We start from the raw sequence: 26,259 nt of genomic DNA, 5'->3' as shown, positions 1-26,259 counted from the left end.
CGTAGAGCGGCTTTCTTATATGCTTCCGATGACTCGGATTTTGGCATCTTTATCACTTGGGTTACCTAACCAGAATGTTTGTCCTAAGTGGTTCCCTTCCCCATTACCTAGCTTATTCTCTGGAATACTATCTAAGTTAACTGTCAACTTTAAGTCCCACGACATCGGGTCACGCAAAATGAAACGCATCAGGCCAACCAGTGTTTTGTGTAACTCACCATCGTAGGAAAACTGCTTAAATGTTTCAAAATCGATGCTGTCGATGCAGAGATTAAATTTGCCGTTTAAGTCCGCAATGCTTTGTCCTAAGTGCAAATTTTGCCCTAATATGCAATTAGCACGGTTGAGTTTATTCCGTTGGCTTTCTGCGATTTCTACGCGGCGATATACCCACTCTTCAATACGCACGCTAGGCAACGAGAAGTAATGCGAAACAATACCGGAAATCAGCTTCGGCGAACGCGTACGCGTAGAAAGTTGGTTTACATAAGACAGTATTTTCGCTCGATCTAACTCTGCGACCTTACTATCTTGCATTACGCTAGATAGGCCCGCCAAGTGCAGAATACGTCCAGAGAAGGCATCACTTGCCCCGCTTTGGTACTGCACGTGATATCGGTATTTCTTCCAAACCCGGTACAACAAACTGGTGTACCGATTATGGAAAAAATCAAAGAAATCTTTTACCGGATTGTCTTCAGGATCTCGCCCTGCCAGTTTCTCAGTATAAGAAGCAGGAAGTGGTGAGCTTGAACCATGCAAGCCAAGAAAGTTAGTTTCGACTCTAGAATACTGCTGGCCATTTCTCTCCATATGAGCAATAAAGTCCATATCGCTCTTTGGAAAAGATAAGTTTGGCGAAACGCTGAACTCAATACGTTCTTGGTGGAAGTACTTGTTCTCACCGACGGCGACAAAGTTAGAGTTCGGCTCTAGTTGATAATGCTTCTCTAGCAGCAAGACTGCTTGATAGAAACTAAACTCATTCGACTTATCAGAAAGTGTATTAATCATAGTATCGTCTGCTGTCCGATAAGACTTGCCCAGTTATAAACCTCGCCTGTCGCTTCATCAAACACTTCCAGTTCGGTAAAGGAGTTCACACTCGAATACAAACGGATGAATTCGTTAAGCACCGTCGCCATCAAGAACATGTCGCCTTCATTGACAAAAAATTTGGAATTGGTGACCAACTTAAACTGATTGCCGCGTACCGAAACGCCACGAAACACACGGTCGATTGGTTTCATTTCCGAAGAGATAACCCCATCAAGTCGATGAATGGATGCACGGTGCGCTTGTCTGTCAACACGAGAGTGGAAATCATAGGTAGAGAGAAGCACTTTAAGTACATCAATATTTGCCAGCGATAGGTAGTTGAGTGACATATTCGCAATTAACTGCCACTGAAGCTCACCATTCACTTGTGGACTGACCGATTGAGTGGGCTTGGTAATATTCCTAAACGTCGCATAGGTCGGTGATTTATGAGTCGCGTAAGTGATGTCCCCCACTGACAAACGTTCCGCCAAATCTGCGTTACTACATTGCAGTTTCATGAGTACCGTTTCTGTCCCCAGTTCCGCAATATCCCCATTATGAGTATGAAATGATATGTAGCGTTCAAGGCCTCTACCGCTTACACGCTCAGCAACTTTAGATTTGTAGAACTCGCGCTTATCTCGTTGGTTAATTTGATGCTCAAATGATTCAAATTCAATCAGAGACTTTCGACGACGCTCGTCTTTACTCCAGCTTTCCACTTGCTCAATGGAATAGACTTCGTAATGCTCCTGAGTGTTGCTTTGCGGACGTACCTTGTACTCGTTACGTCGGTGCTCTAAACGAATTGGATCGCCATCTTTTTCAAATAAATTAACGGCAGGCGTACAGTGCAATTTCAAGTGCTTATCTTTAAGCACCACTTCTGACGGTAATGCACGCTTAAAGTGGAATTTGATTTTGACCGTGCTACGTTGTGGAATGCCTTTTAGCCACTCTAAGCCTTTAATGTCGAAGAACATGAACTTATCTGGCAAAGAGAAGAATTCTTGCAGCAAACGGTAGCCTGCAAATGAATTTTTGCTGTAAGGCAGGAGCGCTTCGTCCTCTTCATGCCCAACTGGCTTAACATATTCTGGCCCTAAGCGATGTTTGTAACCACCACCAACATCTAATTCGACATAATCTAGGTAACGGAACAGCCATAAGAAGACAGTTCGAGTAATATGAATCTCGCCATGCAGGTGTAATCGCAGCGTGTCTAAACCGATCCGAGACAGTTCAAGACCATGCTCCGTCGATAAAGTCACATCAATCATCGAACTGGTGCGGCTGTTGGTCTGTTCGATGTTAGTGATCGTAATTGGGTATAGATTGACGTCGTAACAAGTACGGAACAAACATTGCGTGCCCTCTACCTGTTCACTCGCCATTTCTGCGCCACGTTTCACCACGGTTTTCTCAGTAACACTTCCGGTATGCGGTTTTAGTTCGCTAATGCACAAAGACGGAATCGAACGCATGTAATGTGGCCACAGCAAAGTCATCAGAGATTGCGTCAGCTCAGGCAGTTCATCATCAATCTTCTCGCGGATTCGACCTGTCAGAAAGGCAAAACCTTCGAGCAGTCGTTCGACATCTGGGTCAAAGGTTCCCTCAGAGAGAAAGTGAGTTAACTTCGGATGATATTTGGCAAACTCACTACCCGACTCACGCAAATACGTGAGTTCATCTTGAAAGTATTTACTGTTACTCAAGTGGCACCTACTAAACGTTAAATTGGCCGTCGGTTCCCATGTAGACGTCTATCGACATTGGGACTTTACCGCCGTTATGGGAAACTTCGCCGCGAATACCAAAGCCGAGTTGTAGCGGGTTATGGTGATCTTCACGGTAATTAACCTCGACATTCAACAGTCGCGGTTCAAAGCGTTCTATGGTTGACGTGATATTTTTTTGAATGTGGCGAACTAGGTTCGTGTTATTAGAAAGTACGTCATTAAAATCTGGTAAACCATACTCATTGTCGATCATTGCATTCCCAGAATGGGTATTCAGCAAGTCTGCGAGATGAGAATGAATAGATTCAATCAAATGCTTGTGAGAAACGACTTTCTCGTAACAGTTTTTGGGTTCACCAAGCTCAATCCGCTCTAAAAGGCGATAACCTTTTTCCATCTTCACTCCTACGAAAAAAGCAGCCAGTCTTTACTGGCTGCTTTATGGTTTCAGCAATGGGTTATTGGTCTAACTTACCAACTAGAGACAAGTCGAAGCTTGCCCCCATGTACTTGAAGTGAGGACGCACAGACATTGATACTTTGTACCAGCCTGGGTCGCCTTCTACGTCTGACACTTCAACCTTAGCAGCACGTAGTGGACGACGACCACGGACTTCCGCTGGCGGGTTTTCCTGGTCAGAAACGTATTGACGAATCCACTTGTTCAGTTCGATTTCTAGGTCAGAACGCTCTTTCCAAGAACCAATTTGCTCACGCTGTAGCACTTTGATGTAGTGTGCTAGACGGTTGATGATGAACATGTAAGGAAGCTGAGTACCTAGCTTGTAGTTCATCTCTGCTTGTTTGCCTTCTGGCGTGTTCGCAAACACTTTCGGTTTTTGAACTGAGTTTGCAGAGAAGAACGCCGCATTGTCAGAACCTTTACGCATAGTTAGCGCAATGAAGCCTTCTTCTGCTAGCTCGTACTCACGACGGTCAGAAACAAGAATCTCAGTTGGGATCTTAGTTTCGATTTGACCCATGGCTTCAAAGTTGTAAACCGGTAAGTCATGCACAGTACCACCGCTTTGAGGACCAATGATGTTTGGACACCAACGGTACTTAGCGAAAGACTCACTAATTTTTGATGCCATCGCGTACGCAGAGTTACCCCATAGGTAGTTGTCATGGCTGTCTGTTACTTGCTCATCGTAGTCAAACGCCTTAATTGGGTTATCTTCTACGGAGTAAGGTGTACGTAACATGAAACGGGAAGTACACAAACCTAAGTAACGCGCATCTTCGTGTTCACGTAGACTACGCCATTTAGTGTATTGTGGGCCTTCAAATACTGACTTAAGATCTTTTAGATTCGGTAGCTCTTCATAGCTATCTAGACCAAAGAACTTCGCAGACGCCGATGTAATAAATGGAGCATGAGACATTGCACCCACGTTTGCCATGTACTCCATCAGTTTGATGTCTGGAGACGAAGCCGACATATCGTAGTCACAAATGACTGCGCCAACAGGTTTACCACCAAATTGGCCATATTCACGCGTATAGATTTGTTTGTACAAACCAGACTTCACCACTTCTGGTGCGTCTTCGAAGTCATCAAGAACTTCATCTTTCTTTGCAGAGATCAATTCAATTTGAATGTTCTCACGGAAGTCAGTGTGATCAACCAGGTACTTAAGGCCACGCCAAGTTGATTCAATCGCTTGAACTTCTTCGTTGTGAAGAATTGCATCAACTTGCTTAGACAGTTTTTGGTCAATTTCTGAGATCATCAGATCAACTAAAGACTGATCCACTTTCTCTGTGTTCGAGCTGCTTAGTAGCTCACTGATGAATGCTTCTACGCCGCGTTTTGCAACATCAAAACCTTCATCACTTGGCTTTAAACGAGTTTCGTTAAGAATGCTATCCAGAAGTGAGCCTGATTCAACTAAGGCTGCTTCTTGTTCTGGCGCTTGTGCTTCTGCAGACATGATATCCCTTACTCTTCTTTCGCTTCTTGGTCGTTACCAATGCTTAGTTCATCCAACAGTTTCTTTCTCGCGTCTTCATCTTGAAGTACTGATGCGATCTTCTTGCGGAATGCAGGAACATTACCTAGAGGGCCTTTCAGCGCCACCAAGGCTTCGCGAAGTTCAAGCAGGCTGTTTAGTTCGGGCACGCTTTTCGCAATCGCTTCTGGAGAGAAGTCCTTCATATTTTGGAACGTTAGATCAACACCGATTTGGCCGCCTTCTTCATCAGAAAGACGGTTTTCAACGTTCACTTTAACGTTTGGAGACATGCCTTCTAGCACTTCGTTAAAGTTGTCTTTATCGATATTGATTGGAGTGCGTTCTTCAATTGGCGTCTCATCTGCACGTGCAGTAAAGTCGCCAACCACCATCATGCTTAGCGGCAGTTCTACGTCTTCTTGCGTATCGCCAGTTGCTGGAACATAACGGATATTAATTCGCTCTTTAGGAGCCACCGAGCCGTCACGTGACATAATTCGTTCCTTATCTAACTCTTTAATTAGTCATAAATTGCTTTCCACTCTTCATACTTCTCAGGTAAAAGATCCTTACTTCTGAATAACTGATGGAGTGTTTTTCGAATCAGGTCTTCTAACTGCGACGATAAGTGGGGTTCCCAGCTCGCGAGATTAAACGCATTTTGTACTTCCCACCCCTTCTCAAGATACGGCAAACACAACGGGTATAATCCAACAGACTGGTAAGCTGCTATCAATTGTAAATACAGCATGAACTGTCCACGCCCTGAGCCATCCAGCTCAAGCTTGCGGGCGAGTTCTGCGGCATATTCCCCTAGATTTTCTAGAGTGATATCCTCCACCAGCAATGAATCTTCTTCAGCGATCACAACCGTCTGTACGACAGTTTGTGCTGCCGATGAAGTAGCATCTTGAGTAGACAACCAACTCAATGTTGCTTCATCTGCAAATGGTATAGAATTCTTAAAAGAGAGGCGTTCGATGCCCTCCAGTGACTCAACAAACCGCTTTACTTCTTGTTTCACGGCAAGTGCTGCGTCATCAAAACCTAAGTTAGTAAGCATCAAATACACGAAATGGTGGCCTGTGAGCCAAAATGGCGCGTCAGTTAGCGTACGCTCCAAACGTTTAATCGTGTCGATGTCACTTTCCTGATTGGCTTTGTCGCGGTATTCCGCTTGTTGATCGGACGATACCGCCAAGCTCAATGGCGTTTGATCGTTTTGGTGGTCAGGTAGACCATCAATGTCATCCCAAGTCAGATGACGATAAATTCGGTAAGCCAGCGGATCACTTGGATTCGCATGAAGCATGACTTCCGCGACTTTTTTTAACGTGCGTTTTGAAGCCGTAGGCGATGAGAAATCTGTATCGACATCGACTTCTTTTGCTACGGCTTTCTTAACTGGCGCAGGTTTAGGGGCCGGCGGAACCGTCTTCGCTGAAGCGGTTTGAACGTCGTTCTGTGCTGGCGTTTCTACCGCGGCAGGCTGCGTAGCTGGTGCCGCTTGTTCGATGGTAGCTATTGCGTCATCGCTCTGGTCATCGGCAGCTGCTTGTTGAGATAAAACATTGAGCTGCGTACGAATCTCAAAGAAGTCCGCTTCTGAATCTTGGTAAACATCGTCGTACTGACGCTGCACTTCTTCAATAGTCGAAATGCAACCTGAAACTAATTCCCAAGATTGCGCACTGTCCGCAAGTTTAGTGCTCATCAATTTAAATTGATGATTCAACCACTCCACCGCACCGTCTCTACCGCGTTTCCGTGACGGGTAAAGATCACTACCGAAGCAAGCTAACGCCTCATTAAGCAGTTTCAGACCTTGCTCAAAACCTTTGAGCCCAGATTCCTCGGCAAGCGCTCGTACTAAATAGCAAAGTGCTTTTAAATCTTTACTATGATGCTCGAGCACTTCCATCGCATTGGTTTTTACTACATTCCAGTCGACTGTTTCGCCAAATAGAGAACCGAACTTTTTTACCTCGGCTTCCATCATTTCATAGCAAAACTCGTAACGAGCATCGTTACCCGCAGGAGATTCATCAGAAATCGGTTTAAGAAGGTGATCAGTATCAATGTTGGACAAAATTCGCATCTCCTTCAGTCAAGTAGTCTCTCAATGCACGAGCTACGGCAATGGCACCATTTGCAGGCTTAGAAAACTGATGACTCTGATTAATCGCATCCGACGCCATGCTATCTAGAATTTTTGTGATTTCTGTAAATTTTCTTGGCGCATTTCGTTCTAAATCAGCAAGGGACTCATGCAATTTCTGTTTGTCGAAAATGGATTGCTCCATCACCGTACTAAACAAAATAAATTCGCTTCTTGCGATGATTAAGTCTGTTATTTTTTTTTCTAGTTCTGGCGTATTACCAAAGTAGTCTTTGGCTAATTCAGCTTCTTCAATCGCTTTGGTATAAAAGTGCGCTTCTGCATGTTTATCAATGGAGTCATTAATATTTTCCATCACTCTCTTTGGTAAGATTTGGCTATAGAAATATGCCTGTGACTGGTTTAATAACCACGCCTCTTTCATTTCTTCTTCTGCGAGCTTAGCTTCACCGCTTAAAATTAAGTGAGCAATCTGCTTATCACGACTGCCAGCAATGGCAGATACTTTCATGGAATCAACAGAGGCGACATTCAAACCCGACATCACTTTAGTCAGTGTTTCGTCCGCATAGGGAAACAATGCACCATCACGAACGAGCTCCTCTCGTAACGTGACAAGCTCCTTGCGTAAATCCACTAATGTCTGTGGTAGTCCATCAGCTAAAGCTTGATAAGACTTCAACTGAGTCTGTTTTTCATTATATAAACCCGAAAGGCTTAATTGCTGAACTCGATACGCTTCTCGGTAGGCTTTAGTTGTATCAACGCTCTGCTCAGTTTTTGCTAATACTTCTTTGATTTTCCATGGCGGCTCAGCCAAAAAAGAAGCAGTATCTGTGGGCGTGATTGTGTGACTTAAAGGTGTCGTTTCTTTGGCAAAAATAGCATCCAATGCATCCGAATTTTGCTGATACAAATAACTTCCTGTCATTGCCACCACACTCAACACTAAACTCGCCTCCAATAGTTTGAAGCGTCCGTACGCTGTTTTATCATTCGACTTACAGTGTGTAAGCAGAAGATCCGCATTACGCAAGCTACTGAAAATTGGTGCGTTAGAATTTGAGTTAATCGATTGAGTATCGATTCGTGCTAACTGCTGGGCGAAAGAAATAGCGGTATAGCCATGCCCTCTTGGTTTATTGATGACTTGTTTCAGCAACTTCCAAATATGAGCCGGGATCAAAGCCGGACGCTTTCGGTCTTTTAATTGTTTATTCCAAGTATCACCAAATATTGAACCCAAAAATAAATGTCCAGCGAGCAAAGCAAGGGAGTAAACATCATCTTGCGGTTCCGCGATGCCAGTTTCGATATAAAGAGGTGAAGCATAGTTCAAGCTTGCTTCTGCGTAAGGTTCCGTTTCTCCAATATAACGAGCAGCACCGAAATCGATGAGTTTAACGTAATCGCCTTCACTCACTAGTACGTTGGATGGCTTAATATCAAGATGGCAGATGCCTCTTGTGTGCATAAACTCTAAGGCACCAGCGAGTTGATATACCAACCAAGCGATATGGTCGTGGCGGAAACCTTTAGAAGAGTGGCGCTCCATCTTTTCTGAGAGTGATTCACCTTGGATCCACTCGTACATCAAATATGGGCGTTCGAATTCGTTGCCGATTTTTATGAAGTTAGCCACGCTCGGGTGTTGGGAAAGCTCTAATCGACTCGCTTCGTTAACCAACATTTTGCTCGCAAATTCTGGCGAGTCATCATTGATAACTTTGCAACAGATCTGCTTCTCTGGCTGCCCTTTTTTTGCAAGATGGTAAACCGTTGTCTTACCATTTTTAGAAGGAAGCTTGTCTAATACATCAAACTGTGAAAAAAGCACGTACTCAAGCTTCGGCTTATTTTTTTCTGCTAGCCTTTGCTCATTCAGTTTCTTTTTCTCAATAGCTTTCACAACCAACTGATCGATATATCCTTTGGCTGTACTCTGATTATTAGACACTTAGTACTCTTTCATAGAATAAATATTATTAGAGTTGAATAATATTTTCTTGAACATACTTGTATCAAGGCTAGTATTTAAAACAAACAGTAAGCCTATTATTTTAGTTATTATTACTAACTTATTAGAGTTTTTTACTTACGCTTTCACTGCATCACTTATACGCTTTTTCATGATACAAACGTAAACCTAATAATATGAGTGTAATTTCATTGCCATTTGATCGATGAGTGCCTACTAACATTGCAGCAACTGGAGAATCCCTTTGTCACCATGAAAGTCAAACATTAACAACGTGGTTGGTTGCCTAAAATGGTGATCTCTGACCGCAAAGGCGATTAAGGCTAGAGAAGAGCAACTGCCCAACGTGCCCCACAATTCGTTAATAAGCTGTGGCTGTTCTGGATTCGTGAACCGTTCCGCTTTAGCCCCCAGAGCAAAGCCGTAATCTTCCGTGTGCATGCGAAGGTTCGTCATATCGGAATACACTTCACCAAATGAATCGAGCTTTTTGCTCGCACGTTGAACAAGTCGAAACATACCTCTTCGGTCTGAATTATTTAATTCCGTATCAATATAGCCAAGTTGCGCTTGAGGCTTAAGTTTCAATGTCTCTATGGTATTTCTTCGACAAAGAATTAAACCCGCCCCACCCTCACTCGGAATAACACCCCATGGATTATTGGTACTCATTACCATCGCATCGTCGATAAGTGTTTGCATCGAACTCACCAAGGAATCGACACTGATACACATCATGGCATCGTATTTATCCAATGATTTCATGGCCTGGAGAACGAAACTGGGCCCACTAGAATGAACAGCATTCACCACAGAGAGAAATTCAGCATAGTTACTTTCACCAAGCCATTCTTGCACCTTTACTAATGAAACAGACGCAGGCACCGCTATAAGTAACGGAATCGGCTTTAAAGAACGCGGCAATTGTTCCAACAATGAATCAAGCAAGTGGGTTATTAACTCACACGTTTTCTCAAACTGTTCCATTTCTTTGGTGTATTCGATTTTTGCGTAAGTAAACCGCTCGATACCATCATCCCCTACACATTGGTCGAATCTTCCTAAATCAGCATACGAAACTGCACTGGCAATATCTAAGTTCATACCAGTTGGTGTCATCACTTCCATACCCAACACATAGCGACCTGTTGAATTATGCATGCTCGCTTACCTCTTCCGACTTAGTGATCGATGTCGACACCAACAAATGCTCCTTGCCCTGACAAGGAAACGCGGCGGTGTAACTGATTGATATAGTTTTCTTTTCAGCATCAACGAATAAGGTGTACATCGCCATATCAACTTGATAGCTATCGTTATTAAAAACGGCAGTTGCTCGATATTTCTCTTTAGGAATGCGGAATGAAAGCGTGTCATCATGACAAAAGCCACTCATCATCAAACGCTCTCCTCCACGAAGGAAGCCTTTGCACTGTTGATCAATAGGCGCGCTTTGGAAGAAACGCTTATCAAAATCGAGTGGCAACATTGGCTTGCGGTTCTCAATCCAATCGTCATCGAACGTGCCGGCCAGCTTCTGGCGCGACTCAAAGAAAGGAGGCTCGGGCCCGAAACCCGCAACACGTAGTTTTTTTGCGGCGGCACTCCAGTCCTCACGAGGATAAAAAACCGAAGGTACTTTATGTTCAAGCAACTCTTTGTTGGAATCGGCAATACCACCGCCAATTCGGTTGCGTAAATCACCGCCAATCGCACAAGTGTAATCAATGTCTTTTTCAATAAAAGGAATAGGTTTACTCAGCGTGATACTGCCAGCATGCTCAACCCATATGCGTTCCCCGTGAATAGCGAGAGTCTTATCGATATGACCATCAATCAGCACACGACACTCTTGGTATGTCACTGGCCTTTTCGCGTAGCTGCGCGCTTTGCCGTAAACAAGTACATCTGTGTTTTCTTTGGTATACGCGAACTCGTGGTCAACTTTCATCGCAGAGAAGCCTTCTTCGCCCAAATATTGTGGATCATCGAAGATTTCACTTTCACCTAATTCGTGCCAAACCACACCATCGAATTGCCATGTGCGTTTGGCGACCACAACCCAGACTTCATCGCCGTTTTCGTCACGTTGAAAACGACCTTTAAGTGATAGCTCAGGGTGCGCCTCAATATCCCATAACTGCATTGCTATTCCTTAAGTTGAATCGTTCGCTCGCAGAAGGTGCGGCCTTTAAATTGTTAAAGTTCCAGTCTTGTTGATGAATCGGCATTGCCATATCCCAAGGCACGTAGGCTCTGGATTGAATACAGAGTTGACGCCATAGCCAATCGCGGAACAGAACATCGACGTTGGCATCTTGCATCGCCGCTAACGTAGACTCGAAGCTCAATGCGTAACCCAAGCGGCTTGGTAGATTTTGGATATATTTTTCATCTTCCACCCACTCATTGAGCAGATCGACGATCTCTTCCCATTCATACTCGACACCAACATCTTGCGGAGTCAGAGGAAGAAGTTTTCCGTAGACGACATACAAGGCTTGAAGCCAAATTTCACCCTCTGCTTCCTCTAGGCTTTCCAAGTGCTCGATGATTTGGGGCACCAGTTTCCAATCGCCACTCAGCGCAAAATCAACAGGTGCTAATGAAGAAGAGATATCAAACGCCTCAAACTCTTTTAACTCAAGCAACTTGGCATAAGAGAGCACTTGCGCTGATGGTAATCCATTTGGTTCGATGCCAAAGCTCTGACGGAACCAAGTGCCTCTGTCACGTTTGGTAATCAAACGTTCAAATAGGTATTGTTCTCTGCCTGCATTGTCATTAAGCCAATCAATCCCCTCTTTTACGTCTTGTAAAGCGAGCAGTGGCAAAGCAACTTGAGAGCTAATGATGCTGGCTTTGTGCCAGCGCTTGATGAGAGAAACACTTAATGTTTGACGTACACGTAAGCATTCAAAGTAAAACGCACTGGATGTCGCATTACCCTCAATAAGCTCCGAAAGCGTGCTATCCATAGATTCAACCGAAGATTGCACAGCAACGACCATTGCAGTTTTAGCGTCAATATCTTCGAGCAAACTCAGTCCACACAAAAGGTTATCAAGATCTGAACCTAGCTCTCCTTGTAACATGAGCCAGATATAGATTTCTGGCTCTTTGCTTCTTAATTGATGGAGTAAGCCCGGCGCTAATCGATAAAACGACAAGTACACTTGCTTCAGTTCTTCAATTTGGCGTTCGATCAGTTTGAGATACTCCAACTCACGACTTGGATAACCCCTTTTGTGAATTTGAACTCGCTGCCTGATTAAAAACCCGATACTTTCAGAAGCAATGGACAGCTTTTCATTACAGAAATCCAGCCACGTTACTGGCAATTGGGAAAGGTCGTTCACAGCACGCTCAGCTTTTGCTAACGCGCCTTCGACTTCTTGATTGGTTATGGGTGCCTTTAGGTGCTCGACACCAATTCTTTGTCGCATCTAGTTATCCGTTATTAGCGTGCCATAACGCGATTGCAATTAGTTAATACGAAGTAATTAGCTAACTCGGCGTAACTTGTTAACACAAAACCATTAGCTAACGCGAGGTAATTAGTTAATTGCGATCGTTCCGCCTTGAATTTTTTGTGCTTTTTCTGCTTGAGAAGTGACGTACTTCGCTTTAGTGGTAATTCGTCCATCGCGCCCGCTATAGCGAGTTTCTGTCTCACCACTTTTGACTACCAACTCTTGTTCTGTCTCGATAACCATCTTCTTCGCTCGCAATACAAACTCATCAGAGTCATCCAGAATGGAGAAGAAAATGTCCGTCACAAGAGGCAAGCTTAAGTCGTCGTTCAAAAACTCAATTCGACAACTTAATCGATTATCGATAGCCATTTGCAGTTCAGAACGACGAAAGCCACGTCCTAGTCTCGCAGTGAGTGGCTGTTTAAATGGGTTACCATCAAAATCAACTCGCACACTGCCCGTAGACTCATTGATAGCCACTATTATTCCAAAACGCGAAAAGCAAGCCGTTGATTCGGCTTGCTGCTCTGATATTACTTCTGTTGTAAGAGGTTGTTTTTCCATTGTTAGTTAACCACTACGTTGCCACCTTTCACGACGACTTTGTCACTGCCTTCGATCGTAATAGCCGAGCCTGATAACTTTATTGAACCATCACTGTTCATCACTAAAGAGGAACCACCCGTTTTCAATACAATCTTGTCGCCACTGATAATTTGCGTCGCACCATCGGCTTTATAAGCGGTGTTCCCTTTCACTGATACCGTTAAGTTGCCACCAACCGTCTGGTTATCATCAGCACCAATGTCTGAACTCTTAGACGCACCGATAGTAAGGTTACTGTTTTCACCAATATCTAAGTCATCATTTTTGCCGATCTTAGTCGTACGGTTATCACCAATTTCTAAGTCAGAATTGTTTTTCACATACTGAGCTTCATTCGCGTTGTATGTGACGGTAACGTCTTGCTCGACTGTCTCGGTAAACGTACTGTTTACTTGTGTCGTTTTATGCCCATGAATGGTTTCTTTATGGTCACCATGAACTTCATTCGTTTGGTGACGTGCAACCTTCAAGAATTCATCTTGACCGATATCACGGTAACGGTTGTTGAGCACCTTGGTCGACATGTCTTTTTGAGCGTGAATATAGACTTCTTCTTGGTTCGCTTCGTCTTCAAAACTCAACTCGTTGTAACCTGTTCCTTTGTGCGTTTGCGTCCGGAACGTGGTGCGAGTTTTGTTTTCAGGTAAAGAGTACGGAGGAAAATGTAAACCGTTGTAAACTGCGCCCGTAACTAACGGACGATCTGGATCCCCCTCAAGGAAAGTCACTACGACTTCATGGCCAATACGCGGCAAATAAACTGCGCCCCATGTTGGCGCCGCCATGGATTGGCTTACACGAATCCAACAGCTTGAATGCTCGTTGTTATCACCGTAGCGATCCCAATGGAACTGTACTTTCACTCGACCAAGCTTGTCGGTGTAAATCTCTTCACCTTCTGGTCCTACAACGACCGCCGTTTGAGGGCCATCCACTACTGGTGCCGCTAGTTTAGGCGCTTTAAACACCACATCACGTGGAATACACGAGAACTGGTTGTAGTAAGTGGTTGGCATACCACTCGCTTCATCTTCATGCACTTGCGGATCTTGACCTGTGTGCATTACAGACAACATGAGGTAATCGCGGTTAATCTCAGAACGCGGGTGGTCACTGACGTTAAAGCTGTAACCAGATGCTAAGCGCATTACGTCACTCGTTGCTTCCACTTGTTGATTATCGACTATGTGTTCCGACATCCACTCCGTGGTTCTCACCTGACCCATCAGCGGGTCGACGTATCGTCCAGGATAATCAAACTGCTTGAGATCTTGGTCTAGCTCGCCAGCCTGTGTCATCTCTTGTGGAATTTTAGGGTGTTCGTAGTTGTAATCTGTGTACGTAACCTGTCCCGTTCTAACGCGGTTAACTAACTCGAGATCAGAGATATGTTCGCGATCGGCAACACCGCCACCATCGGCATGATAAACAATCGGCCCAATGTAAGAAGCATTTATTGGCGAGCTTATCAAAGGTGCAATCGCGTCATTACTGTCGACAATGACCATCGTATGATTTGAATCGCTATGGTCAAAGTAATACCACATACCGTGTTCAGCCATCATACGCTGCACGAAGTGCAAGTCAGACTCACGGTATTGCAGAACGTATTCTTTTGGAGGATAAGTACCCGACACTTCAAATCGGTAATCGGTGACTGCCCCATCATCGAGTACTTCTGTGATGATGTCTTGCGCTGACTTTTGCTGGAAAATACGACAATCTTGGCGCTGAGATAAGAACCAAGCTTGAGGAACCAAGACTAATTGATAACGAGAAAAACGACGTCCAGTCCCTAAGTAACGAACTTCATTCACCACGCCGTTGAACACACGCGCAGCCCCAACACCTTGTCCGTAAAGTGTCAATGTTCCTGCTTTACGTATTAACTCATCGAACGAGATATCTGGATCAAGTGAAAGTAATGAGAGATTGATGTGGAAAGGCTTAGATAACTCTTCATGAACATGAAAGCTCTCAACCCGAAATTCATGCCCACATCCAGGCACTTCAAATTTAAATTCTACGTCATTCACCATATCTTTTACCTGATACAAATAATCGAATTAGGGCCAACAATCGTTGGCCCTGAATCTTTACGCGACGAGCAATTAAGCTTCGCGTGGAGCACGCCAGTCGTCGTTACCCGCAGTACCACAGTTTTCGTGAGTTACTTCGATCGCACGGTAAGTGAACTTAAGCACTTCTTCTGTCACGCGGTCAGCTGTTGCTGCGTCTTGACAGTGGTTCATACGAGTTTGGATATCGACAAGTAGCGCATCAATCAATTTGATTGAGTAGTAGTGCTCTTGTTTACCTTGAACTGAAGTACGGTAGAAGCGGATCACACACTCAGGAAGTTTTTCGCCAGATACTAGTGCGTTGAATAGTAGTGGAGATGAGCGATCTTGAACTTTAGTTACAACAAGTGGACGGTGTACACGTTGACCAGTTGGCTGACCACTTTGTGGATCACGTGGAACAGTTAGCACGTGATCAAGTTCTTGTACTAGGAACTCATCAACGTGAGCTTCTTGCCATGTGTTACCTACTGAATCTGCAGAGTAAGTATCTTTAGTAATATGGCCTTGAGTCTCACCTTGGATAGACATATATGCTGGAGTTGGCATCGCTATTTCCTTTTCTAAAATCTGTTTTGTTTAAATCACCAAATCGCTTATCACCGCGACTACTTGGTATAATCAAAGTCCATGCCAACTTTAAAAATTAAACAAAAACAACAACTTAAAAAATTTATACATTATTCGATAATATCTTGAGTACAATTTATTGGATAAAAAACCAAAAAGTTGGATTAAGATAATAATAAATTGTTCAAATTTTAAAAAGTGAAAATAACCATATAAAACAGTGTAAATAAAGTCATTAAAACTAATAAATCCGACACTTTTACTATCAATTAATTTAGAATAACAACGTCATTAAAATAACCACAAACATTAATGTCACAATAATCATTAAAAATAACCAACAAGCGATAGTCAAAATATCTTGATAAAAAAAGAACGCAATCACTTTTAGTATAATAGCCGCTACCTCTTTTCCTCTAAAGAATAAAATGGCTATGATAAATATAAACCTTTCTTCATTAATTCAGCGTCTACACCCGATTGCAAAAGTAGCATTAGAAGACGCCGCTGCACTTGCAGTCTCTGAAAAAGCAAACGAAGTTCAAATTGAGCATTATTTACTGAGTCTATTAGAAAGGCCAAATAGTGATTTTGACGTCTTATTAAGTCATTTTGATTGTTCTGAGAACTTATTAAGACAATCGGTTCGATCCACACTCGACACCAACGCCAAAGGAAATGGCAGCAAACCTGTTTTTTCTGCTTTATTAATCGAATGGTTGCAAGAAAGCTGGCTGGTTTCTTCTTTAGATCTATCCGAAACACAAATCCGCTCTGGCGCCCTACTCCTTACTCTTGTTAGCAACCCTCTCCGTTACGGCCAACATGGTTACGCCTCTATCCTTGAAGCGGTAAACCCTGACAGCCTTAAGCGTAACTTTGCAGAGCTAACAAGCCACTCTATTGAGGCGCAAGTCGCGACTTCCGAGAAAACACAAGCTCGTGAGGATGGCTCAGCGCTGAGCAAGTTCACAACAGACTTCACTGGTAAAGCACGCAAAGGCGAAATCGATCCTGTTTTCTGCCGCGACCAAGAAATCCGCCAAATCGTGGACATTCTTGCTCGTCGCCGTAAAAACAACCCTATTGCTGTTGGTGAACCGGGCGTTGGTAAAACCGCAGTAGTAGAAGGCTTGGCACTTAAGATTGTACAAGGTGACGTACCAGACAACCTCAAAGGTGTTGAGCTTTACGGCCTGGACATGGGTCTTCTGCAAGCTGGTGCAAGCGTAAAAGGCGAATTCGAAAAACGCCTAAACGCAGTATTGGATGAAGTGAAAAATTCGCCAACCCCTATCATTCTTTTCATCGATGAAGCACACACCCTTGTTGGTGGTGGCAACCAAGCGGGCGGCAGCGACGCTGCAAACTTGTTAAAACCTGCCCTAGCACGTGGTGAAGTGAAAACCATCGCTGCGACAACATGGTCGGAATACAAGAAGTACTTCGAGAAAGATCCTGCCCTTGCGCGTCGTTTCCAATTGGTAAAACTTGACGAGCCGTCTCCTGAACAAGCAGCATTGATCATTCGTGGTCTTCGCCCTGCATACGAGAAGTCACACAATGTTTACGTGCGTGATGACGCCATCACTGCTGCGGCAGCACTTTCTGCTCGTTATATCTCTGGCCGTCAACTGCCAGACAAAGCGATCGATGTGCTAGATACAGCGTGTGCACGAGTGAACATCAGCCTTAATGCCATTCCTGCTTCTGTTGAGACTCTACAGCAAGAACTTGCAGCTCAACAGCGCGAGCTAGAAGCACTTGAGCGTGATGCTCTGCAGCAAACTGGCGACAAGCACAGCCTTGCTAATATTCCAGACCTAAAACTGGCAATGGAAACAACGAAAGAAGAGCTAGCAGAACAAGAAGCTCAATGGCACAAAGAAAAGGAGCAGATCCAAGAGATGATTGCTCTACGCTCTCGCTTGCATGAACTGGTTTTTGGCGAAACAAATGAAGAAGAGCTTGCTGCAGACGAAGATTCAGAACAAGAGCAAGACGTTTCTCCATATGCAGAAATGGATGAAGAAGCCGTTCGCATTGCCATTTCGGCCTGCCAAGAACAGCTAGATGTAATCCGCAATGGCAACCCACTGGTTCACTTTGAAGTGGGCCCAGATGAAGTCAGCCATGTGATCTCGGACTGGACTGGTATTCCAATGGGTAAGATGCTTCAAGACGAAGCAGAAACCACGCTAAAACTGAAAGAAAGCCTAACACAAAGCATCAAAGGCCAAGAATACGCTATCGATGCACTGTCTGAAGGCATTCAAACTGCGAAAGCTGGTCTAGGTAACCCAGACGCACCAACAGGCGTATTCCTGCTGGTTGGCCCAAGTGGCGTGGGTAAAACCGAAACGGCTCGTGCGATCGCTGATCAAATGTTTGGTGGTGAGCGCTTTATGACGACCATTAACATGTCTGAGTTCCAAGAGAAGCACACAGTATCTCGCCTAATCGGTTCACCTCCGGGTTACGTAGGTTACGGCGAAGGCGGCATGCTGACAGAAGCGGTTCGTCAACGTCCATATTCTGTTGTTCTTCTTGATGAAGTGGAAAAAGCCGACCCTGAAGTGTTGAACCTGTTCTACCAAGTGTTCGACAAAGGCACGCTGAACGACGGCGAAGGCCGCACAATCGACTTCAAGAACACGCTGATCATCATGACCAGTAACCTTGCAACGCACGAAATTGAATCTTTGGTTCATCAATCAAAAGACATCGATGCGAACATCATCGCAGAAGCTATTCGCCCTACTTTGAACCAACACTTCAAACCGGCGCTGTTGGCACGTATGTCGGTACTGCCATTTGTTCCACTGTCTGATGAAGCAATGACTGAAATAATTCACCACAAGCTAAACAAAGTTTCTCAGCGTCTACAGAGCCATCACAAGTTGTCGCTAAGCTACGAAGAAAGCTTGGTTGAGTTCGTACTAGGTAACTGTCGCCTTGCTGAAACCGGCGCGCGTAATATCGACGCGGTCATCAACCGTCAGTTGCTGCCGCAACTATCGACTCAGCTATTGGTGCATGACAAGGATGATTCACATACGCAAATCGAAGTGTCTGTCGATGAGCAAGGAACACTAACCTATGCGTTCAGCTAACCATAGCGAACTTAGTAACGCCCTACTTGCGATCAGTCAGTCTTTGGCTGATCGCAGCCAGCTTACCCAAACGTTGGATGCTGTGTTGACCGCTGCGAGACAAATGACCCTCGCAAAGCACGGCATCATTTACGTTTTGGACCAGACTGGGCAGGCGTTGATTCCAAGTACCGCTCACCATAACGATAAAACTATCGTTTCCCACCCTTGGGAAGCATTACAGTTAGACTCAGCCAGTGAGAACGACCCATTTAACTTTGCCATTCGTAATGGTGAAGTGGTGTTGATTAACGAGTTGTATAAGTACAACGGCTATGACTGCGAAAGCATCTATCAAACTGAGCAGACACTGGGATTAAAAAGCGAGAACTTATTGGCTTGGCCTTTGATTGATAGCGAAAGCAAAACCATTGGACTGTTAGTCTTACTCGATTTAAGTGTTATCGACAATGAAGCTGCATTGACTGAGTTTTGTCGTATGGCCGCGAGTAATATTCGCCAAGCTGTGTGGTTAGAGCAATACGGGCAAGTAATAAAAAATCTCAATGCCGACAATCAAGCCCTAGTGCGCGAGAACACTCAGCTCAAAAAACGTACCCAGAAAGCCTATCAAGGTCCTATTGCAGAGAGCGAAGAAATGCTCAATGTCTTGAATCGTCTTGATAAGGTGCTATCTCTTCCTGTCGACGTTCTGTTGCGTGGTGAAACGGGCGCTGGTAAAGAGGTGATCGCGAAATACATTCACGAAAACTCTAATCGTTCAGAACAGCCTTTGATCGTTCAGAACTGTGCGGCTATTCCAGAGCAGTTATTGGAATCTGAGCTTTTTGGGCATAAGAAAGGTTCATTTACGGGCGCAGACAAAGACAAAGTCGGTTTGTTTGAAGCAGCCAACGGCGGCACGCTTTTCCTAGATGAAATTGGCGATATGCCAATGCTACTGCAGGCAAAGTTACTGCGTGTACTACAAGAACGCAAAGTTCGCCCTATCGGTACCAGCAAAGAGATTGAGGTGGACGTTCGCGTTATCGCCGCAACCCACTGTAATCTTATGCAGCAAATCAAAGATGGCGGATTCCGTGCCGATTTGTTCTATCGTTTGAATGTGTTCCCTATTACATTACCACCATTGAGAGCTCGCAAGTCAGACATTATTCCCCTTGCCGAACATTTCGTGCAACACACAACCAACACGCTAGGTCTGCCGCAAGCGCCAGGGTTAAGTGCCAACGTACGTAAACAGCTCCTTGCCTACCAATACCCAGGGAACGTGCGTGAGCTTAAGAACATCATTGAGCGCTCGGTGCTACTGTCCGATTTTGAAACCATTACTCACATTGAGTTTGGCGAACAAATCCCAGAAGATGTACCAAGTATCGACATGAAAGCAGCTTCACCTACCCCAGAGCAACCTGCTTACGAGCAGCAAGCACAAGCGGATTTAGAAGACGTTTCAAAGAGCCTTAAGGACGTTGTCAGCCAATACGAGCGTACAGTGATCATCGATTGCTTAAATGCCTGCAATTGGCACACCAAGAAAGCCGCTGAGCAATTGGCGCTGCCAATGAGCACTCTCAACCATAAGATGAAGAAATACGATATTTCTGCAGCGGGTTGATGGGGCTTAAAAAGAAAATTCTAAATTCAGTATGAAGTCATAAGAAAAGAAAAACCGCCCGAAGGCGGTTTTTCTTTGCATCTAGGAAGGGTTATCAAGTGACTTTTCCAAGGGCTTGGGTGCTTGAGTTACCGCAGGTTGTTTCTCAATCCAATCTTTCAGCCATTTCTTGCGTTGAGATTCGTTATACTGCTTCCAAGTTTCAGCCGCAGACTTGTCTACGCCTTCCTCTGTCGACTCTTTCTCAATTAGCCAAGGCATATCACTAAAGAAATTACCTGCCAAAGCACTATCCGCATTTAAAGAAGGAATAGAAATTACAGCATCACGACCAATATCATAGTCATCAACTCCATTTAATCCGACTTGTTTTAGATGAGCAACCGAAAGCTCCAAGTTCGCTTTACCACCAATTACACCACCAAACGGTCTTAAGCCTTTTAACCTAACTCCCGTTGGTGCGACATATTCCAAGTTAAACCTCATGCAGTACATCGTATAGTTTTTGCTCTTAGATAGATCATTCTCTTTAGTGAGACTGCTTACTGCTTCACCTATAAACTCACTCATGGCATCAACTTGTTCTCGATGGTTTTCTGAAATAGATTCAGTAAACATCCATTCTTCGTTTTTATGGGCAAACTCACCAATATGATACATATCGGTGAAGTAAAGAGGACCTTTAACTGGCTTGCCATCATTTCCGTCGAGCGCCAGTTGAATACACATATTCACTGCTTCCCACGGCATACCCAAACGTTCATAAAGTGCTTTTTCATGACTTTCACCCGAAATCAGCACATAAATACTGGCAGGATCGTCTTTCTTTTTGTTTCCCCATGAGAAACCATCACGCCAGATATTATCAGCCGATTGGTACCATTTTCTTTCACTGAAAAAGTTCAAACCAGACGCTTTGGTGTCTATAGCCACCACTTGCTGTTTAATGCCATGAAGTATAGGGATGGTATTTTTGTCTCCCTCACTTGCCATTAAGGTAAAGCTCTCTACCATAAGGTCCTGTTCACGTAGACGCAGTTGCTGCTCTCCCAAATAGGTATCAAGTAAAACCAGTCTAGTTTCCGTACTTAAAGCGCCAATTTGCAACTCATCTTCAGCATCATCAAACTTCTGCCCCAGACTGTACTCTTGTGGTAAATAAAAACTATGTTGCCCTTGATTCGTTCTAATTCCCAAGCAGTAACGCATATTTTGGAAGCCTCCGCCTTTTACATAGCGTTTAAAGGAATCCGCTTCTGCAAAATAGTCACTTGGCTGACCCGATATCGCTGCTCCGGAAACTGCCATACTGAACATTGCATCAGAGAACATTAGCTTTGCTTTAGAGGTCATTGGTTTCATACCGTCGATCATCACATCACCGAAGCGGAATGAGGGAATATGCTCAATAGCAATCAACGTAGCGCCGTCATCAATCCCCTGTTGCTTGTAAAAAGCACTTATTCGCCCATCAGGATCAGCTTTGAAGTCACTAACCTTCATTGGCAACATCCAGTCACTGAAAGCTGGGCCTTTAATATTTTCGAGCCCGTCGACGCGATCGTAGCCAATAGTAACTGGTTTCGCATACTTGTTTTCTTTTTTAAGTACCAACTGCACTTTCACTTTATCGTATGGACCTAGACGACTGTTGCTAGATTGCTGAATCCAACTATCGTATGACATCCATTCCGGTTCATCACTTTCAGCATAGCGAGCTGACTGAACTAGTATTCGACAATAGCCGATTTCATCTTTCTTTAACTCACTTCCCTGCGGGTTAAATGACTCGGTAAAGTTATCAAACATCGTTTCATTTGGATGTTCAAACAACATAGTTTGTATCGGGAAGATTTGATTAAATGCACCTGCCGCTTTAAGGCTATCCCTGTTTTCGGTTATAGAGAGATGAGAAACTTTGCTATTAGTTGTTATTGGAGCAGGCCAATACTGTGCACCTTGTGGCACATTTGTCGATAATTCGATGTAGTACTCGTTATCACAACGGTTCTTCCAGTTAGCCGCTAAGGTGTTTCCTTTGATCGTATGTACAGACCAATCATCGCTCAAAATGTAATTCTCAATGTATTCCTTCACCTTGTAACGCTCAACCAAAAACCTAAACGAGATATTAGAATTCCGTTTGGTTTGAGATCCTAGGTCAGCAAGTAATAACACTAAGCCATTAATAGCAAGCGCTCGTAGTTGGTAGCGTTTTAACACCTCCTTACGAACTTCTTCGCTCTCAAGGTGAGTAATGAGTTCCTGATAAGACCTACATTCAATACCTACATCTACCTTACTGCGTCGCAAATCGTTAAGTAACTCGATATGTATTTTTGCTAGCCTTTCAAGCTCACTGACAACCTCATGGCTTTGCTTTAACTCTTCTAGGAAGGAGTCCAACATTAAACTATCAATCACTTTCACCGCAGATATTGCTGTCTTTGACCCCTCTATGGCAAGCATAAACCCTCTTGCCGCAGGAGCTATAGCAGGAATATAGGAAGCGACGTCAACGACACTGTCAAAAATCGCCATTCGCAGTGCGACTTCTGCTTTATCTTGCGCAACCATCTCAGCTTCTAGAGCAAGCCTAGAGCGTTCCATTGCATGCGAGCCATAGCGACTGGGATGAAAGAATATGTTCAGGGATTGCAGGTAAATACGGATTACAACCCGACGGTTTTGTCTTAGATTAGGGTTGTTGCGGTCGACTTTTTCACCTTGTTTGGGAACATAGACAGGTTTACTTTCACCAAAAGCGGCTACCGAAACACGACCTTCAAAAACAGGGAACTCCTTCATGAGCAGTTTTTTCGCATATTCTGCGCGCTCTGCCGAGACCTGCATATTTGCTTTCTCGGTACCGACTTGGCAAGCATGCCCTTCTATCTCTACTCTAAGGTTTGGCTCATTCTCTAAAACGTTGGCAAGAGAAGCAGCAAGCTGTTTAAATATAGATGCATGATCCTTTAACTCTTTTTCACGCGAGTTAAAGGCAAATTCTATTTTTATTCCTGCGCCTCTAGAGCTATTTACGAGAATGGCGTCAATCTGATTGCCAGATTGATCACGCGCATCTTTTAAAGCCTGTTCTAGTTTTTCTTCCTGGATATGGTTAGCTGTCTTCCAAACTGGAATTTGAGCAAGGTAGTCTTTTGTAACTTCTTCTGTTCCTTGCTCTGCTTTATCAACCTTTTTATTTTGATTAACCAGCTGTTTAGCTTTTTTATACAAACTAAGTGCTGTCAGTCCCGTTCCGAAGCCATTAAAACCAACGGTTTTACCACCAGAAAGCCAAGCTTCCGCAACTCGCCCGGCAACCACACGTCGGTTACCCAGACGTGATTCTAAAGAAAGTGCTAGTGCGCTTGCCCGAGCTTCATTGGTGTTAAAAACCTTATCGTGAAATAGCGCCTTCCAACCAATACCCGCGATAGCTGGATTGTGGAGTTCCTGCAATTTATCAAGCGCTTCTTTCGTACTGTAAATACCGTAATACAATTCGCCCGCCGCTTTCATCGCAGGCGGCATCTCGGACTTAACTGCATCCCAATACAGTTTCGAGACGTTATTAAACACCGCTTGGCGGCCATCACGGTCTAAAGTGTCTTGCAAGCTACCGCTCAGCAGCCCTGCTCCTAGCTGAGCAGACACATCTCGGATATTCTTGAGTAACGCAATACTTCTTGAAGCTGGCGTATTGGCAGTTGCACCTTGTACATTACCGTGAAGGTAATGTTTCATATTTCCAAAGTACTGAGGGTATTGATAAATCAAGGATTCCTCAAGGGAGATCATATCGCCACTGACAATAGCAAATTTCCCTAACGGAGTGCTTGAAGAAAAGGTAATCTGTTCACGTAGCTCGTAAGTGTAGACTGTATCTAAGCCTTCAGAAAATTGCTGAATATGAGCGTCTTTAATGAACTGTGGAACGCCATTTTTCATCTGGCTTGGAATAAATTCAACACGGATACTGTATAAGCCTTCTTTAAAATCAGCAGGATCAACGTGAAACATCGCGCATGGGTATTGCTTAGCATTTTCTTCTGAATGCTCATCTTCAGGTAATGCTGCTTGTACTGAAGAACCTATTGTTTTGTATTCCCCACCTTCTTTGGTTGAGTCAAATTTTTGCAAAGTAACCGTCGCACTTTCATAACCTTGATCAGAAAAAACTACAGCGCAACTCGCCACAACAGGTAAAACGAAGCCTTTTAGTGTCTCTCCCGATTCACTTACATCTTCATACCACTTGTTATATTCTGCCTGTTCTTCGCTGAGCCCCCCGTTCGCAGCTGGTTCGTAAGGCTTAGCCAATTGTTCAATGCTGATCTCTGTCAAGGTCAGTTTTGCTTCGCTGTTTTCCAACTGGCTACTCAACTCTGCAACTTTTGTAGCTAACTCTTTGGGGTTTAACTCAGAAAGTGAAGCTATTAAAGGCAAGGGCGGAAAGCGGAAAGTGAAGGTCTGCTCACCCTCTTTGGGTAGATCCCTACCTAAAGCATGAATTGTGTGCTCTGGTGTCAGAACCTCAAAAGCCCCATATTGATCGGGCTTTCCGTTACCCAGTGAACATAACTTAAATTTATGGTCGGTAGCCCAAAGCTTAGGGCTATCGCTATCGGTTACGTTAAGCATCGGCACTTTCGCTAAAGGGCGAATATTAGCGATTTGTTTTCTTACCAAGCTTTCCTCTGAATGCCAAGATGGGAATTCAGTTGTTTTAGTTTGAGAGTTAAATTCCCCCTCATAATAAACACCAAACAAATAGTAATTTGCACACAAAGGTATCGCGTTACTGGTATCATGAGTGCTCACAGTTCATCCCCTTTAACAAAATCACCATTGTTGGCAAAGGCGTTGTAAAGAGAAGAGTTACTGGCACTATGGCCTGTCCCTATTTGCTCCCATTTTAAATAAGAACCAAATTCTTTATTTTCTTTTAGTTTACTGAGGATGACCCGTGCAGCTCCATCCCGAGCATAATTCGCATCTTTACTCAAAATTTCAAAATAGCGCAGCTTACCTACCGCTCGCGGTACAATTTCTTCTTGTTGAAATGAACTCTGCTCGATATCAATTAGATAACGAAACTTCCTACTTTCACCCCAAGCGTACTTACCATCTGGACTAATACTACGTTTGTTAAACTTATAATCACCCAGATTTTGTTCATCAGGATTAATTCCCGTGCTAAAGAGAAATTCGTCTTTTGCCTCATCATAAACTGCAACGCCAAAGTCGTTTAGTACGTATCTTTTTCCTTTTTGAATCACGGAATACTCATTAAACTCTGTGTCTACTTGCTGTTTTTCGCCTGTCGCTAAGGTGTACTTCCAGTCTTTAAACTTGTCTACGTAGTAAAGGTAGCTGCTGTCTTCTGCCCATAGAAACTCTGGGTAGCCACGTGAACGACCTAGTTCAATATACTCACCCGTCTTAAGATCTTTAATTACTTTAAACATCCCTTCTGAGGCCGAATAGGCCAAAGCCAAGTAGCGATTATTTGGAGAGACACGCATTAGACGAACTTTGCCAACAAACTCATCTGCGACCAGACGCAAGTCCGTCCCATCCGTTTTGATACTCCACACTTTATCCCTTTGATCATAGTGGTCTTTCGCTTCATTTCGGGCATTATCCCAACGGAACACTACACGTGGTAAATCATAAGAGCTTTCATTGGTGAGATCTTCACGTGGCCATTCTTTAGCTTTAAAAATAAAGTGTTTAGGTTTACCCGTCTCTTTGTCATAAATAACGTAATTGTTTTCTGTAATATAAACACGACCATCTTCCCACTGTTGAGCATTTTTTTCTGCGACTCGGTCTTGAACCGTCTGAGGTTTTGGCGCGTGTTGTTCTGGTTCCTTGGCCGATTCTTGATTACAGCCAGATAAGACCGCTAAAGTAATCAAGCATAATGTATGACGTAGATTCATCTTATATTC

The 26,259-nt window shown here is 44.0% G+C and carries 17 protein-coding genes; 2 read left to right on the top strand and 15 right to left on the bottom strand.

The window, feature by feature from the left end:
* Positions 1-15: 15 nt before the first annotated feature.
* From tssG to NDJ01_RS21395, 13 genes are all read right to left on the bottom strand, one after another.
* Complete coding sequence (tssG, locus tag NDJ01_RS21455) at positions 16-1,014, bottom strand: type VI secretion system baseplate subunit TssG (protein ID WP_006741089.1); 999 nt, start codon at positions 1,012-1,014, stop codon at positions 16-18.
* Positions 1,011-2,759, bottom strand: coding sequence for a type VI secretion system baseplate subunit TssF (gene tssF, locus NDJ01_RS21450; RefSeq protein ID WP_006741090.1), 1,749 nt, complete (start codon positions 2,757-2,759; stop codon positions 1,011-1,013). The genes tssG and tssF overlap by 4 nt, the downstream gene beginning before the upstream one ends.
* A gap of 10 nt (positions 2,760-2,769) precedes the next feature.
* Positions 2,770-3,180, bottom strand: coding sequence for a type VI secretion system baseplate subunit TssE (gene tssE, locus NDJ01_RS21445; RefSeq protein ID WP_005392634.1), 411 nt, complete (start codon positions 3,178-3,180; stop codon positions 2,770-2,772).
* A 61-nt stretch (positions 3,181-3,241) separates the two neighbouring features.
* Positions 3,242-4,717 (bottom strand): type VI secretion system contractile sheath large subunit, encoded by a 1,476-nt coding sequence (tssC, locus tag NDJ01_RS21440; protein ID WP_005392635.1) that lies wholly within the window; start codon positions 4,715-4,717, stop codon positions 3,242-3,244.
* Between the two features lie 8 nt (positions 4,718-4,725).
* Complete coding sequence (tssB, locus tag NDJ01_RS21435) at positions 4,726-5,232, bottom strand: type VI secretion system contractile sheath small subunit (RefSeq protein ID WP_006741091.1); 507 nt, start codon at positions 5,230-5,232, stop codon at positions 4,726-4,728.
* 26 nt (positions 5,233-5,258) lie between these two features.
* Positions 5,259-6,827 (bottom strand): type VI secretion system protein TssA, encoded by a 1,569-nt coding sequence (gene tssA, locus NDJ01_RS21430; RefSeq protein ID WP_258587310.1) that lies wholly within the window; start codon positions 6,825-6,827, stop codon positions 5,259-5,261.
* Positions 6,814-8,814 (bottom strand): protein kinase domain-containing protein, encoded by a 2,001-nt coding sequence (locus NDJ01_RS21425; RefSeq protein WP_258587309.1) that lies wholly within the window; start codon positions 8,812-8,814, stop codon positions 6,814-6,816. The genes tssA and NDJ01_RS21425 overlap by 14 nt, the downstream gene beginning before the upstream one ends.
* A 237-nt stretch (positions 8,815-9,051) precedes the next feature.
* On the bottom strand, positions 9,052-9,996 hold the full coding sequence (locus NDJ01_RS21420; RefSeq protein ID WP_258587308.1) for a hypothetical protein: 945 nt from the start codon (positions 9,994-9,996) through the stop codon (positions 9,052-9,054).
* Positions 9,989-10,981 carry a DUF2169 domain-containing protein gene (locus tag NDJ01_RS21415; RefSeq protein ID WP_258587307.1) on the bottom strand — a complete coding sequence of 331 codons (993 nt, stop codon included), beginning with the start codon at positions 10,979-10,981 and terminating at the stop codon, positions 9,989-9,991. Before NDJ01_RS21415 ends, NDJ01_RS21420 begins: the two co-directional genes overlap by 8 nt.
* Entirely contained in the window at positions 10,962-12,281 is a 1,320-nt protein-coding gene (locus NDJ01_RS21410; RefSeq protein WP_258587306.1) for a hypothetical protein, read from the bottom strand. Before NDJ01_RS21410 ends, NDJ01_RS21415 begins: the two co-directional genes overlap by 20 nt.
* A 111-nt stretch (positions 12,282-12,392) precedes the next feature.
* Positions 12,393-12,875 (bottom strand): hypothetical protein, encoded by a 483-nt coding sequence (locus NDJ01_RS21405; RefSeq protein ID WP_005392644.1) that lies wholly within the window; start codon positions 12,873-12,875, stop codon positions 12,393-12,395.
* 2 nt (positions 12,876-12,877) lie between these two features.
* Positions 12,878-14,956 carry a type VI secretion system tip protein VgrG gene (tssI, locus tag NDJ01_RS21400; RefSeq protein WP_258587305.1) on the bottom strand — a complete coding sequence of 693 codons (2,079 nt, stop codon included), beginning with the start codon at positions 14,954-14,956 and terminating at the stop codon, positions 12,878-12,880.
* Between the two features lie 72 nt (positions 14,957-15,028).
* Positions 15,029-15,547: an Hcp family type VI secretion system effector gene (locus NDJ01_RS21395; protein WP_005373415.1), complete on the bottom strand. Its 519-nt coding sequence runs from the start codon at positions 15,545-15,547 to the stop codon at positions 15,029-15,031.
* A 455-nt stretch (positions 15,548-16,002) separates the two neighbouring features.
* On the opposite strand from NDJ01_RS21395, the gene tssH reads away from it, so the two are divergent.
* Together tssH and NDJ01_RS21385 are read left to right on the top strand one after the other, a co-directional pair.
* Positions 16,003-18,681, top strand: coding sequence for a type VI secretion system ATPase TssH (gene tssH, locus NDJ01_RS21390; RefSeq protein WP_167416130.1), 2,679 nt, complete (start codon positions 16,003-16,005; stop codon positions 18,679-18,681).
* Positions 18,668-20,299 carry a sigma-54-dependent Fis family transcriptional regulator gene (locus NDJ01_RS21385; protein ID WP_033906404.1) on the top strand — a complete coding sequence of 544 codons (1,632 nt, stop codon included), beginning with the start codon at positions 18,668-18,670 and terminating at the stop codon, positions 20,297-20,299. Before tssH ends, NDJ01_RS21385 begins: the two co-directional genes overlap by 14 nt.
* 81 nt (positions 20,300-20,380) lie before the next feature.
* On the opposite strand, the gene NDJ01_RS21380 is transcribed toward NDJ01_RS21385, so the two are convergent.
* Together NDJ01_RS21380 and NDJ01_RS21375 are read right to left on the bottom strand one after the other, a co-directional pair.
* The gene (locus NDJ01_RS21380; protein ID WP_258587304.1) at positions 20,381-25,126 is read right to left on the bottom strand and encodes an OmpA family protein; all 4,746 of its coding nucleotides are present in this window, start codon (positions 25,124-25,126) and stop codon (positions 20,381-20,383) included.
* Positions 25,123-26,250, bottom strand: a complete 1,128-nt coding sequence (locus tag NDJ01_RS21375) for a Tricorn protease domain-containing protein (RefSeq protein ID WP_258587303.1) — start codon at positions 26,248-26,250, stop codon at positions 25,123-25,125. The genes NDJ01_RS21380 and NDJ01_RS21375 overlap by 4 nt, the downstream gene beginning before the upstream one ends.
* Between the last annotated feature and the right edge of the window lie 9 nt (positions 26,251-26,259).

The sequence above is a fragment of the Vibrio sp. HS-50-1 genome (assembly GCF_024747315.1).
Taxonomy (GTDB): Bacteria; Pseudomonadota; Gammaproteobacteria; order Enterobacterales; family Vibrionaceae; genus Vibrio; species Vibrio diabolicus.
The sequence above is the reverse complement of the archived record's forward strand: the minus strand, read 5'-3'. Positions and strand labels throughout refer to the sequence as shown.

Excerpts from the sequence above, each read along its gene's own strand:
- tssE (WP_005392634.1), bottom strand. The coding sequence starts at position 3,180 with ATGGAAAAAGGTTATCGCCTTTTAGAGCGGATTGAGCTTGGTGAACCC.
- NDJ01_RS21415 (WP_258587307.1), bottom strand. The coding sequence starts at position 10,981 with ATGCAGTTATGGGATATTGAGGCGCACCCTGAGCTATCACTTAAAGGT.
- NDJ01_RS21405 (WP_005392644.1), bottom strand. The coding sequence starts at position 12,875 with ATGGAAAAACAACCTCTTACAACAGAAGTAATATCAGAGCAGCAAGCC.
- NDJ01_RS21410 (WP_258587306.1), bottom strand. The coding sequence starts at position 12,281 with ATGCGACAAAGAATTGGTGTCGAGCACCTAAAGGCACCCATAACCAAT.
- tssH (WP_167416130.1), top strand. The coding sequence starts at position 16,003 with ATGATAAATATAAACCTTTCTTCATTAATTCAGCGTCTACACCCGATT.
- tssG (WP_006741089.1), bottom strand. The coding sequence starts at position 1,014 with ATGATTAATACACTTTCTGATAAGTCGAATGAGTTTAGTTTCTATCAA.
- NDJ01_RS21385 (WP_033906404.1), top strand. The coding sequence starts at position 18,668 with ATGCGTTCAGCTAACCATAGCGAACTTAGTAACGCCCTACTTGCGATC.
- tssC (WP_005392635.1), bottom strand. The coding sequence starts at position 4,717 with ATGTCTGCAGAAGCACAAGCGCCAGAACAAGAAGCAGCCTTAGTTGAA.
- NDJ01_RS21375 (WP_258587303.1), bottom strand. The coding sequence starts at position 26,250 with ATGAATCTACGTCATACATTATGCTTGATTACTTTAGCGGTCTTATCT.
- tssB (WP_006741091.1), bottom strand. The coding sequence starts at position 5,232 with ATGTCACGTGACGGCTCGGTGGCTCCTAAAGAGCGAATTAATATCCGT.
- NDJ01_RS21395 (WP_005373415.1), bottom strand. The coding sequence starts at position 15,547 with ATGCCAACTCCAGCATATATGTCTATCCAAGGTGAGACTCAAGGCCAT.
- NDJ01_RS21420 (WP_258587308.1), bottom strand. The coding sequence starts at position 9,996 with ATGCATAATTCAACAGGTCGCTATGTGTTGGGTATGGAAGTGATGACA.
- tssI (WP_258587305.1), bottom strand. The coding sequence starts at position 14,956 with ATGGTGAATGACGTAGAATTTAAATTTGAAGTGCCTGGATGTGGGCAT.